This is a genomic window from Pseudorhizobium banfieldiae (assembly GCF_000967425.1).
In the GTDB taxonomy this organism is placed as follows: Bacteria; Pseudomonadota; Alphaproteobacteria; order Rhizobiales; family Rhizobiaceae; genus Neorhizobium; species Neorhizobium banfieldiae.
In genome coordinates this window covers 3,166,856-3,179,468 of record NZ_FO082820.1, presented here as the reverse complement: position 1 = coordinate 3,179,468, position 12,613 = coordinate 3,166,856, and the positions used below count along the sequence as shown (strand labels likewise).

Annotated in this window: 10 protein-coding genes; 7 read left to right on the top strand and 3 right to left on the bottom strand. The window is 62.8% G+C overall.

The features are described from left to right. The first annotated feature begins 30 nt into the window (after positions 1-30). The 7 genes from NT26_RS15550 to NT26_RS15520 all read left to right on the top strand — a co-directional run bounded on the left by NT26_RS15550 (position 31) and on the right by NT26_RS15520 (position 8,379). Positions 31-1,158 carry an S-(hydroxymethyl)glutathione dehydrogenase/class III alcohol dehydrogenase gene (locus NT26_RS15550; RefSeq protein WP_052640083.1) on the top strand — a complete coding sequence of 376 codons (1,128 nt, stop codon included), beginning with the start codon at positions 31-33 and terminating at the stop codon, positions 1,156-1,158. Between the two features lie 85 nt (positions 1,159-1,243). Further along, positions 1,244-1,819, top strand: coding sequence for an S-(hydroxymethyl)glutathione synthase (gene gfa, locus NT26_RS15545; RefSeq protein ID WP_052640081.1), 576 nt, complete (start codon positions 1,244-1,246; stop codon positions 1,817-1,819). Positions 1,820-2,215: 396 nt separating this feature from the next. Continuing rightward, positions 2,216-3,055: a quinoprotein relay system zinc metallohydrolase 2 gene (locus NT26_RS15540; protein ID WP_244467625.1), complete on the top strand. Its 840-nt coding sequence runs from the start codon at positions 2,216-2,218 to the stop codon at positions 3,053-3,055. 25 nt (positions 3,056-3,080) lie between these two features. Then, positions 3,081-3,899, top strand: coding sequence for a quinoprotein dehydrogenase-associated SoxYZ-like carrier (locus tag NT26_RS15535; RefSeq protein ID WP_052640079.1), 819 nt, complete (start codon positions 3,081-3,083; stop codon positions 3,897-3,899). 11 nt (positions 3,900-3,910) lie between these two features. Next, positions 3,911-4,483 (top strand): rhodanese-like domain-containing protein, encoded by a 573-nt coding sequence (locus tag NT26_RS15530; protein WP_052640077.1) that lies wholly within the window; start codon positions 3,911-3,913, stop codon positions 4,481-4,483. Positions 4,484-4,841: 358 nt separating this feature from the next. Continuing rightward, positions 4,842-6,350 (top strand): ATPase domain-containing protein, encoded by a 1,509-nt coding sequence (locus NT26_RS15525; protein ID WP_052640075.1) that lies wholly within the window; start codon positions 4,842-4,844, stop codon positions 6,348-6,350. Then, positions 6,334-8,379 carry an ATP-binding protein gene (locus tag NT26_RS15520; RefSeq protein ID WP_052640073.1) on the top strand — a complete coding sequence of 682 codons (2,046 nt, stop codon included), beginning with the start codon at positions 6,334-6,336 and terminating at the stop codon, positions 8,377-8,379. The genes NT26_RS15525 and NT26_RS15520 overlap by 17 nt, the downstream gene beginning before the upstream one ends. Positions 8,380-8,480: 101 nt before the next feature. On the opposite strand, the gene NT26_RS15515 is transcribed toward NT26_RS15520, so the two are convergent. The 3 genes from NT26_RS15515 to NT26_RS15505 are packed head-to-tail and all read right to left on the bottom strand — an operon-like array spanning position 8,481 to position 12,594. Next, positions 8,481-9,281, bottom strand: a complete 801-nt coding sequence (locus tag NT26_RS15515) for an inositol monophosphatase family protein (protein ID WP_052640071.1) — start codon at positions 9,279-9,281, stop codon at positions 8,481-8,483. A gap of 32 nt (positions 9,282-9,313) precedes the next feature. After that, positions 9,314-10,372 carry an ABC transporter ATP-binding protein gene (locus tag NT26_RS15510; protein ID WP_052640069.1) on the bottom strand — a complete coding sequence of 353 codons (1,059 nt, stop codon included), beginning with the start codon at positions 10,370-10,372 and terminating at the stop codon, positions 9,314-9,316. Continuing rightward, positions 10,369-12,594: an ABC transporter permease gene (locus NT26_RS15505; protein WP_052640066.1), complete on the bottom strand. Its 2,226-nt coding sequence runs from the start codon at positions 12,592-12,594 to the stop codon at positions 10,369-10,371. The genes NT26_RS15510 and NT26_RS15505 overlap by 4 nt, the downstream gene beginning before the upstream one ends. Positions 12,595-12,613 lie beyond the last annotated feature (19 nt).

Below are 12,613 nucleotides of genomic sequence, written 5' to 3'. Positions count from 1 at the left end.
CTGAGCGAGAGATCAAGGAGAGAAAAGACCATGGACGTTCGCGCCGCCGTTGCCGTTCAAGCCGGCAAGCCGCTGGAGATCATGACAGTTCAGCTGGAGGGGCCTCGGGCGGGCGAGGTGCTGGTGGAGGTGAAGGCGACCGGCATCTGCCATACTGATGATTTCACCCTGTCGGGCGCCGATCCGGAAGGCCTGTTTCCGGCGATCCTCGGCCATGAGGGTGCAGGCATCGTCGTCGACGTCGGCCCCGGCGTCACCTCGGTGAAGAAGGGCGACCACGTCATCCCGCTCTATACGCCGGAATGCCGCGAATGCCCCTCCTGCCTCTCGCGCAAGACGAACCTGTGCACCGCCATCCGCTCCACCCAGGGCCAGGGCGTCATGCCGGACGGCACCTCGCGCTTTTCCATCAACGGCGAGAAGCTGCACCACTACATGGGCTGCTCGACCTTCGCCAACTATACGGTCCTGCCGGAGATCGCCGTCGCCAAGGTCAATCCCGACGCTCCCTTCGACAAGATCTGCTATATCGGCTGCGGCGTGACGACCGGCATCGGCGCCGTGATCAACACCGCCAAGGTGGAGATCGGATCGACCGCGATCGTCTTCGGGCTTGGCGGCATCGGCCTCAACGTCATCCAGGGCCTGCGCCTTGCCGGCGCCGACATGATCATCGGCGTCGACCTCAACAACGACAAGAAGGAGTGGGGCGAGCGCTTCGGCATGACCCATTTCGTCAACCCGAAGGAGGTGGGCGACGACATCGTCCCTCACCTCGTCAACATGACGAAGCGCGGCGCCGATCAGATCGGCGGGGCCGACTACACCTTCGACTGCACCGGCAATACCAGGGTCATGCGCCAGGCGCTGGAGGCCTCGCATCGCGGCTGGGGCAAGTCGGTCATCATCGGCGTGGCCGGCGCCGGCCAGGAAATCTCCACCCGTCCCTTCCAGCTGGTCACCGGCCGCACCTGGATGGGCACGGCCTTCGGCGGCGCCCGCGGGCGCACCGACGTGCCGAAGATCGTCGACTGGTACATGGAGGGCAAGATCGAGATCGACCCGATGATCACCCACACCATGGGGCTGGAAGATATCAACAAGGGCTTCGAGCTCATGCATGGCGGACAGAGCATCAGGAGCGTCGTGGTGTATTGAGGAAGACGGCCGGCGCGCGGCTTCAACGCCGAAGGCAGTCCGGGAAGTGGACCTTGCTTCGGCTCAACAGGGGAGGTGGCATGCCATGGAAAGTGCAATCCGTATACATCCGGCCGTGGATAATGGTATCAAGCCGGCCGATCCCGGCTTTTCGGGCGGGACGCTCGTCTGTGCCTGCACGGACCGGCCGGTCAAGGTGAAGATCGAGGGGCAGGTCGCACATAATCATGTGTGTGGCTGCACGAAATGCTGGAAGCCGAAAGGGGTCGTTTTCTCGGTCGTCGCCGTCGTGCCCCACGACAAGGTGACGGTACTTGAAAATGGAGACAAGCTGCAGGTCGTCGACAGTTCGGCGCTGATCCAGCGTCATGCCTGTCGGGAATGCGGCGTCCATATGTACGGGCCGGTCGAGAGGGAGCACGCCTTCCAGGGGCTCGACTTCGTGCATCCGGAGCGCTTCCAGGAGTCGGGCTGGGCTCCTCCGGAGTTTGCGGCTTTCGTGTCCTCGATCATCGAGGCTGGTGTCGATCCCAGTCAAATGGATGCGATCCGGGCACGCCTGCGGGAGCTTGGGCTGGAGCCCTATGACTGCCTCTCGCCAGCGTTGATGGACTACGTTGCTAGCTGGGTGGCGAAGAAGTCCGGAGCTCTGGCGGCCTGATTACAGAAGCACACTGGCTGTCGGACAAGCATCTGACCGGCAGCCAGTGATCACGGCTGTTACCATTATGCCTTCGATCCACGCAGGAACGGCGGAGTGCTGAGGCGCGAACCGGTGCCTTGGGGGAGTTGCGCGGCGTTCGTCTCGCCGACGCCTGAGCCGCTTAGCCCGAGCCGGGCGGCTTCCCGAGACTGCCGCGCGCGATTGGGCTGCAAAGGCGCTACCGGAATGGCGGTGAACGTGATATTTTAGAACATGTCGATCGAAAGGTGTGATCCCGTCGACTGTGCCGGACAGTCAGCTACCGGCGGGCGCTTCACACGCCGTGAAGCCTTGGCCCTGGGTCTCTGTCTGTGCTGTTTTCCCCGAGCCGGGTTCGGCATTCAATTTGGGAGATTGAAGGAACTCGGTAACGGTGTCTTCATCCGCGAGGCGCCCCATGAGGAAGTGTCGCCGGCCAACAAAGGCGGTATTGCCAATGTCGGGTTCATCGTTGGACGCGACAGCGTACTTGTCACCGATCCCGGCGGCAGTCTGGCGGATGGGGAGTGGCTCAAGGCGCGGGTCAGGGAGCGAACCAGCAAGCCGATCCAGCATGTGGTCCTGACACACGTCCATCCTGACCATTGCTTCGGCGCTGCTGCCTTTGCCGAGGAGCAGCCTCAGTTTGTCGGTCATCATGCCCTGAAGGCTGCCCTGGATGCGCGCGGAAGCTACTACCGGGAGCGCCTTGCGGATGTCCTCGGAGCGGAGAATGTCGGCGATATCATCTACCCGACGCTGGAGGTCGAGGATGTGGCGGAGATCGACCTCGGCGACCGCCGCCTGCAGATCAGGGCGCATCGGACGGCACATACCAATTGCGACCTGTCGATGCTCGACCTGTCGTCTGGTCTGCTCTTTCCGGCAGACCTGCTTTTCGTTGATCGTGTGCCTTCACTCGATGGCAGCCTGTCGGGATGGTTGGCGGAAGCGGAACGGTTGAAGGGGCTCGGCGCGGTTCGAGCCGTACCGGGCCACGGTCCGGCGATTGTGGAATTCGAGGCGGCCATGGACAGGCAGATCGGCTACCTGAGCACCCTCCACGGTGAAACACGAAAGGCCATCGAGGAGGGGCTATCGATAGACGAGGCCAGCCGAAGGGTCGCTGCGGGGGAAGGAGCCGGTTGGGCGCTGTTCAGCGACTATCATGCCCGCAACGTGATCCAGGCCTACAAGGAACTTGAATGGGAATAGTCTCACCTAACGCAGGGAGGAGAATATGATGCCGATGATGCGACGAACCTTTGCGACGGCTCTGCTGACGATGTTCTGTGTCGGTTCTGCGCCCGGCGTACATGCGTCCGAAGCCGACGCCGGGCGCGAAGAACGCTGGCAGCAGATCGCCGACTACATTTTTGAGGACCGCGAGGTGGTCCCGACGGACTCGCTGATCAAGATCGATGCCCCGAAGCGTGCGCAGGATGCGGCACTCGTGCCGATCACCCTCACGATGCCGGAGAAGGACAAGATCAAGTCGGTCTATCTGGTTATTGACGAGAACCCGATTCCCTTGGCCGCCCATGTCACCTTTGGCCCGGGCGCCGATGCCGGCGCGCTGCACCTGCGCGTGCGCGTCGACACCTATACCAACATTCACGCGGTTGCCGAGACGACGGAGGGAAAGCTGTTTTCCAACGCTGTCTTCGTGAAAGCGTCCGGTGGGTGCTCAGCCCCGTCCGGGCCGAGTGACGCCGAAGCGATGAAGGGCATGGGCGAGATGCGGATGAAGTTCGCGGAAAAAGTCCAGCAGGGGAAGTCCGCGGAAGCGACCCTGATGATCCGCCACCCGAACTTCAGCGGCATGCAGATGAACCAGCTGACCCGCCTCTACACGCCGCCGCGCTATGTGGAGAGGGTGACTGTTTCTCAGGGCGACCGGACCGTGATGGAAGTGACCGGGGACATTTCCCTCTCCACGAATCCAGCCATAGGTTTCAGCTTTGTGCCGGCAGACCAGGCGCCGATCCGGGTGGTTGCGTCCGACAACAAGGGTGGACAGTGGGAAGAGAGCTTCGACGTGCCGCTGGCAACCAACTAGGATCCGAAGACATGCGGGGAAGCTCACGGTTTTTCCTCTTACTTGCCGTCGCCGTGGCTCTGGCTGCCTCCGGTGGAGGCCGCATGTCCGCAGAGGTGATGGAGCCGGAAGGTTTGTGGTCGGGGCCAATGCGGAGCGAGACCCCCAGCACCCTGCAGGGCGCCGTGGTGATTGATATGGCCGGTCTCGAGGCCCTACTGCCAAGGGATCCGCTCCTGGTGGATGTTGGCCCGGCCGACAAGAAGCCTGAAGGGTTCTCGGAGGATCGGCTCTGGTTGCCCACTCATCGTTCCATTCCGAAGGCCGTCTGGCTTCCCGGCGCGGGAGCGGCAACCCTGGAGGCGGCACAGGAAGAGGCTTTCTTCCGGCGCGTGGAAGAACTGACCCAAGGCGACCACACCAGGCCGATCGTGGTCTTCTGCCAGCCGAGATGCTGGGGGAGCTGGAATGCCGGCAAGCGTTTGGTGACGAACGGCTATACCGGCGTCCACTGGTTCCCCGGCGGCGTCGACAGCTGGCAGGAGAAGCACGAGACGGTGGTCGTCGATGCCGATGAGGAGTGGCCGGTGGCGTCGGCGAAATGATTGGGGGGTTCTGACAAAAGGTGTTGTGGGTGGCCTCGCGCCATGCGTCGTTCCTGCCCGGAGGGGCCGGCTCCATCGGCATGCACTTCTCGATGAAGATCAGAGTGATGGGATCTCTGCCGATTTAGCAGCAACAATCTTCGTACATACTGTACTCGGTCGAAGCGCCACTGTCCGTCCCGATCGTCGCGCGCTCTTAAAGCCGCGTGTAACAGAGGGTCTGCGTGTAACGCGACTGCAAGTTCCGGTGCGGTCAGATTCCGCAACGGAGGGCAGCCGGAACGAATCTCCTGCTTCCAACGTCTTCCTTAACAACTTAAGGCATTCACTCTACTTCATAGGCCGCCATGGAGGATGTATGACAGACAGTTCAAGTGCGAAAGCAAAGACCGGGGTGGAGGGGTTGGACGACATTCTCTCTGGTGGGCTCTCCCGCGGTCACGTTTTTCTTCTCGAAGGGGCGCCAGGTTCGGGGAAGACGACGATCGCATTGCAGTTCCTGCTGGAAGGCGCCAGCATCGGCGAGCGCTGTCTCTACATCACCCTTTCGGAGACCGAGGAAGAACTGCGCGACAGTGCCCTCTCGCATGGTAAGGACATTGGCGATCAGGTCGAGATCTTCGAACTCGTCCCGCCGGAAAGCCTGCTCGATGCCGACCAGCAGCAGAGCCTCCTGTATTCTTCCGACCTGGAACTGGGCGAAACCACAAAACTGATCTTTGAAGCCTTCGAGCGCGTGAGGCCCCATCGGGTGGTGATTGACAGCCTCTCCGAAATCCGGCTGCTGGCGCAGAGCTCACTACGCTATCGCCGCCAGATCCTTGCAATGAAGCACTTCTTCTCGCGCTCCGATGCAACGGTGCTGTTGTTGGACGACATGACTTCCGAAGCGATGGACAAGACCGTCCACAGCGTCGTGCATGGGGTCATCCACCTGGAGCAGCTTGCCCCGGACTATGGCTCCGAGCGACGTCGGCTCCGGGTTCTCAAGTACCGCGGCCAAGCCTTTCGGGGTGGTTGCCATGACTTCATCATCAAGACCGGCGGCGTCGCCGTTTTCCCGCGGCTGCGCGCTGTCGAACACAGGTCGGGGTTCGAGCGCTCCTCGCTGGCGAGCGGCATTAGCGCATTCGACGCGCTTCTCGGCGGCGGCATCGCCCGCGGCTCCAGTACACTGCTCATCGGCCCGGCCGGTACCGGCAAAAGCCTTTTCGCATTACAGTTCGTCGAAGCCGCCATCCGGCGTGGTGAGCGGGCCGCGATCTTCATTTTCGACGAGGAACTGGGCCTGCTGTTTTCCCGCACGAAGGAGATGGGACTTGACCTTGAGGATTTGCGCGACAAGGGCCTGATCCACATCGAGCAGCTCGACGCTGCTGAACTTTCGCCCGGTGAGTTTGCCCAGCGCGTAAGGGACAGGGTAACGAGCTTCGACGCCAAGACGGTCGTGATCGACAGCATCAACGGCTATCAGGCTGCGATGCCCGAAGAGAACGCACTGATCCTGCATATGCACGAGCTGCTGCAATATTTGAACAGGCAGGGTGCGAACACCTTCATCACCGTCGCGCAGCACGGCCTCGTCGGCGACATGAAGTCTCCGGTGGACGTGACATACCTTGCAGACACGGTCATCCTGCTGCGCTACTTTGAGGCGGAGGGGCGCGTCCGCCGAGCCATCTCGGTGATCAAAAAGCGCACCGGGCAGCACGAAGATACGATCCGCGAGTACATGATCGGCAGTAACGGACTGACGCTGGGCGAGCCGCTTTCAGGCTTCCAGGGAATTCTGCGAGGCGTGCCCGTTCTGGTGGGAGACAGGCAGTCCTTGCTGCAAACACTTGATGAGGATGGCGCCAATTCCTGAGCGTGATGCCATTGGTCTGATCCACGCGCCCATGGGCCGCGATGCACAGATCGCGGTCGCTTTGCTAGAGGAAGCGGGGCTGCCCGGAAAGACTGCCCCGACTCTGGACGCGCTGGTGGCGGGGCTGAACGAGAACGTCGCCTTCGCCGTGATGACCGAAGAGGCGTTGCGGTCGGTCGACCTTCGTCCATTTGTCTCGTGGATCGAGACCCAGCCGAGCTGGTCCGATCTTCCGTTCATCATTCTGACGGCCCGCGGCGGTGGTCCTGAGCGCAACCCCGCCGCCGCCCGACTGTCGGAAGTCCTGGGCAATGTCAGTTTCGTCGAGCGGCCCTTCCACCCGACGACATTCATCAGTGTCGCCCGTTCCGCAATGCGGGCGCGACGGCGGCAATACGAGGCCAGTGCCCGCATGGAGGCGCTGGACGAAGGAGAGCGTCGTCTGCAGACGGCCTTGGACGCCGGCCGCCTCGGGGCGTGGGAACTCGATATTGCCACCAATGTCCTGACCACGTCGGCAACCTGCCGGGGCATCTTCGGCCGCGGCCCGGACGACAGCTTCACCTACGAGGATTTGCTGCAGTCGATCCACCCCGAGGACGTGGAGCGCATGCAGGAGGCGGTGCGCAAAACGCTTGAAACAGGCGTCGACTATGCCATCGCCTACCGGACCGTCTGGCCGGACGGCTCCATCCATGGCGCCGAAATCCGCGCCCAGCTTCACCGCGATCGCACCGGCCATCCGATCAAGCTCGTCGGCGTCTCGGCCGACATCACCGAACGCCTGCAGGCTGAAGAGCAGCAGCGTCGTCTCCACGAGATGCTCGAGGAACGCGTGGCGGAGCGGACTCGTGAGTTGCAGGAGGCGCACAGGCTTGTGCTGGCCGAGGTCAGCCAGCGGGAACGGGCGGAGGAACAGCTTCGCCAGGCCCAGAAGATGGAAGCGATCGGCCAGCTCACCGGCGGGGTGGCGCACGACTTCAACAACCTTCTCATGGCCGTGCTCGGCAACCTCGAGCTCCTGCGCAAGCATGTTGTCGGCGATGCGAAGGCAACGCGGCTGATCGACGGAGCCCTGCAGGGCGCCCAGCGCGGCGCGTCGCTTACCCAGCGGCTGCTGGCATTCGCCCGCAGGCAGGACCTGCAGGTGGGGCCGGTCAACCTTGCCGGGCTGGTGACGGAAATGGAGGATCTCCTTAAGCGGTCGGTTGGCTCCAGGATCGCCATAGAGGTGGCCGTCCCGGAACGCCTCCCGCCCGTCTCGGCGGATGCCAACCAGGTCGAGCTCGCGCTCCTCAACCTCGCGGTAAACGCCCGCGACGCGATGCCGGATGGCGGTACGATCCGGATCGAATTGAAGGAGGCTGAGCAGCCCGCTGTAGAGGATACGCTTGCACCTGGCCGCTATGTCGTCCTCTCCGTGATCGACGAGGGCCAGGGGATGGATGCTGAAACGCTGCAGAAGGCGGTCGAGCCGTTCTTTTCCACCAAGGCGCTCGGCAAGGGCACCGGTCTTGGCCTTTCCATGGTTCATGGGCTGGCGCTGCAGTTGGACGGTCGATTGAAGCTGCAAAGCGCCCCGGGTCAGGGAACCACGGCGGAACTCTGGATCCCTGTGTCGACCGCGGACGTTCAGGACCAGGCGCAGGATGTCGCGCCGGCGGGACCTCGCGATGATGCCGGGCCGAAGCGGATCCTTCTCGTCGACGATGATGTCCTGATCGCAATGAGTTCGGCTGACATGCTGAGCGATCTCGGCCACCAGGTCGTCGAAGCCCATTCCGGAAAGGAGGCGCTCGCCCTGATCGACGGCGGAGCCACCTTCGACCTGTTGATCACCGATTATTCCATGCCCGGCATGACGGGTGCGGAACTGGTCAAGGCTGCCCGCGACCGCGTGCCGGGACTCCCGATCCTGCTGGCCTCCGGCTATGCCGACCTGCCCTCGGGCGTGGAGTTGGACGTCGCCAGGCTGGCCAAGCCCTATTCCCAGGACCAGTTGGCGTCGGCGATCGACAAGATGTTGTAGCTTCTGACGGGGCGAGACCGCCAAGAGCTAAGAAGCCGAAACGAACGGTGTGCGCATCTTTTCCGAGTATCCGCATGGAGACGATTGGTCGGCATGCCCTGTCAGAGCTGTGCCAGTGTCCGCAGGTCCTCGATGGCCCCGGGACCGGCGGCCAGTACCGGCGCGCCCTTGGTCAGGCGTTCGCCTTCGACCGGGAAGGGCAGGAACCAGCCTCCGGCCTCGCGGACAAGGCAATATCCGGCGAGGCAATCCCAGGCATGCATGTAGGGTTCATAGTAGCCGACCAAGCGTCCGGCAGCGACGTATGCGAGCATGAGTGCGCCGGACCCGTTGCGGATGAAGGTGCCGCCTTGCGTCAACAATGCCTCCACGAAATCCGCGACGGTGCGAGGAGGAACGTGATGATTTGCGCCGACCCCGGTGACGGCATTGCGTATCGTTCGGGAGCCATCGATGCGGAGGGGGGTGCCGTTCAGTCGAGCGCCCAGTCCGTGAGCGGCCGAATACAATTCGTCCTGACAGGGAGCGGCAATCACGCCGACGACCGGCTCCCCTTGGTGCAGCAGTGCGATCGACACGCACCAGGTCGGCATCCCGTTGACGAAGGGGCTCGTGCCATCGATGGGATCGATTACCCAGGTGAAGCCGGAACTGCTCTCGATCAGCCCATACTCTTCTCCAAGCACGCCATCCATGGGATAGGCCTCGGCGATCTGCTCACGAATGAGCGTCTCCACGGCCCGATCGGCGATCGAGACGACGTCCTGCGGGTCCTTCTTGGCCTCGATGACAAGCGTCTCTCTGCGCAAGAAGTAGTCGAGCGCGAGGGCGCCCGCCTTGCGGGCCACGTCCTCGGCAAATCTCTGCCGGGCTTCATAGCCGGTTGTGGCATGGGAGGTCATGAGTTCCTCGTTTCGGGTTGTGCCGCTGGCGGTCAGCGGGTGATGATGGCAATGCCGCGGGACCTGAAGGCGACGGAGACGGGCGTGGACGCCGGCAGCATCCGGTCCACGGCCGGATCCACCACGAACAGACTGCCGCCTGAAGTCTCCACCTCATACTCGACATGGCCTCCCAGGTATGCCGCGTGGGTGATGACGCCGCCGAAGGGGGCATCATCGGCGGGTTCCAGAATGATGGCATTGGGTCTCACCGCGAGTCTCGCCTCGCCCGGTTGAGCAACGTCGCGTCTCGGCACCCGCTGCGTCAACGCTCCCAGGCGGATCAGCGCGTCGTCGCCTTCAATGCCGATGACATCGCATGACATGACGTTAGCCTCGCCCATGAAGTCGGCAATGAAGGAGGAAGCAGGCGCCTCATACAGGGTGCGCGGGGCACCTTCCTGTTCGACGCGACCGTCCTTCATGACGATGATGCGGTCGGAGACTGCAAGGGCCTCATCCTGATCGTGTGTGACATAGACTGCGGTGAAGCCCAGCCTTTGCTGCAGATCGCGGATTTCGGTCCTCACGCGACGGCGCAGGCGCGCGTCCAGGTTGGAGAGAGGTTCGTCGAGGAGCAGAACCTGTGGCTCAAGTACGAGCGCGCGGGCGACGGCAACCCGTTGCTGCTGGCCACCCGAGAGCTCGGCCGGTATACGATCGCCCATTCCGGCGAGACCGACGAGCGCCAGCCCCTCTTCGGCCCGCTCTCGCGCCTCGTTTGGCTTAACGCCCGATGATCCGAGGCCGTAGGCGACATTCTGGAGAGCCGTCATATGCGGGAAGAGCGCGTAGGACTGAAACACCATGGAGACGTCACGCTCGTTCGCCGGCAGCATCGTCACGTCTTTTCCGCCAATCAGGATGCGGCCGGCGCTGGGATGCTCCAGGCCCGCCAGCATGCGAAGCGTCGTGGTTTTGCCGCAGCCCGAGGGACCAAGCAGTGTCACCAGGGTGCCTGGCTCAATGGTGATCGACAGGTCGTGGATCGCGGTAAACGAACCGAAGCTCTTTTTGACGTTCTGGAATACTACCGAACCAGGCGTCTTCATGCTGTCTTCTCCTTCGCGACCGAAAGGGGCATCGAACCGGCGATGCGATTGGCACGGCGGAGGCGACGCTCGCCGACCAGGAGTTGGAAAACGGCGATGACGGCAATCATCACCACGATCAGGGCGGAGGAATAGGCGATGGCGACGCCGTACTCACCATTCTCCACCAGACCGACGATGTAGGACGTCGCCATGTTGTGCTCGGCACTCACGAGGAAGATGACGGCACTGATCGAGGTGATTGCGCGAACGAAGGAATAGACGAGCGCTGCCGTGATTGCCGGCCGCAGCAGCGGCAGGATCACCTTGCGCAGTGTGCGGAAGCTGTTGGCGCGCAAGGTCAGGGAGGCTTCGTCGAGGCTCTGGTCGAGCTGCTTCATGGCGGCCACTCCCCCGCGCACTCCGACCGGCATGTTGCGGAAGACGAAGCAGGCAATCAGGATTGTTGCCGTACCGGTCATCTCGAGCGGCGGGAGGTTGAACGCCATGATGTAGCTGATGCCGATCACGGTCCCCGGGATCGCGAAGCTCATCATCAGGGCGAACTCGAACAGTTCCCGTCCCGCGAACCGCTGGCGGACGATGAGATAGGCCGTCATCAAGCCGACTGCTGCCGTCAGGGGCGCGGAGATCAGGGCGATCCTCATGGTCGTCCAGAAGGAGTTCCATGCCACGCCGGTCCAGGCGATGCCATCCCCCGTGAAGCTGATGGAGAAGGCGCGGACATAGTGGTCGAGCGTAAAACTGTTGTCCAAGCCCCACGTCTTCATGAAGCCGCCGGCGATGATCATGCCGTAGACCACGATCGTGAACATGGCCCAGGGAATGACTATCGCGTGGACGCCGATCACAACTGAACGGGGCAGGGCGGCGTGAACACCATTGTCGCCCTTGCCCGTTACGGTGGCGAAGTTTCGTCTCCCGAGCCATAGACGTTGAGCCAGGAAGGCCGACAGCGTGAAGCAGAGCAGGATGATCGCAAGCACCGCTGCGCGCGACGGATCGTTCTGTGAGCCCACGACGGCGAAGAATATCTCGGTGGACAGCACGCCGTGACTGCCGCCCAGCACCAGAGGGTTCCCGAAGTCAGCCATGCTTTCGATGAAGCCGATGAGGAAGGCGTTCGCGAGGCCTGGCTTCATCAGTGGGAGCGAGATGTGCCAGAAGGTTCGCCAGCGGCCGGCCCGCAGCGTCTGCGAGGCTTCCTCCATAGAGGGAGACACGCCTTCCACGACCCCGATCAGAACCAGGAATGAAATCGGCGTGAAGGAGAGGACCTGCGCGATCCAGATGCCGGTCAGACCGTAGAGCCAGCGACTGGGCTCGATCCCGAACATGTCGGAGAGCCCAACGGTGACCAGCCCTGCGCGGCCGAACAGCAGCGTCAGCGCAAGGCCAACGACGAAGGGCGGCGTAATGATCGGCAGGATGGTGAGGAGCCGCAAGCCCTTCTTGAACCGGAACCCCGTCCGGGTTGCCACGAGAGCGAAGGCAAGACCGAGCAGCGTCGAGCCGGTCGCGGTCATGATGGCAAGGAAGAAGGTTCGCCACGCAACACCGCAGCGTCCTTCGCCGATCACGCAGTTCAGGCTCCAGATGGAGCGATCGACGATGTTGCCGAGAAACCCGTCGGGGTTGAAGGAACCGTCGAAGTCCTGGAAGGCTCCTACGAGCATGCTGGCGATCGGATAGAAAACGAAGACTGCGACGAGGAAGACCAGCAGCGTAATGGCGCTGACGACGAAGGCGTCGCCCTTCAACACTCCGCACTCTGCGCGGCCGAAAGAGAAAATTAGGATGAAGACGATCGAGACTGTGATCGCGCCGGCACCCATGGAGGGCTGTCCGGACGGAAGTGCCCCGAAGATCTTCTCGGTTATCGTCCAGGACCAACCCGAAAAGCTGATCGACAGGCCCTGCAGAGCAAGGAACAGGATGCCAAGTGCACCGATCCATGCCAGCTTTCGGCCACGTTGTTCCGATTGGCGGTAAAGGCTTCGAACCAGAACGGCGGCTGCGAGCAGAAGAAGCGCGATGGCGAGCCACCAGCGGCCGTGAAGAACGGCCTGAAGAAGGCCTGGGGCGACATCGGTGCCGCCGGGGAAGTCGGACAGCCATGACAACCCGAAAAAGCCGCCTTCGATCCGGTACCAGGGAAGGAGGAGAAGGGCGACGGTACCGAGACCCAGGGCCCAGTCCAGTCGACGATCACTAGTTGTCATGAGACTTCCTGCCGCGCCG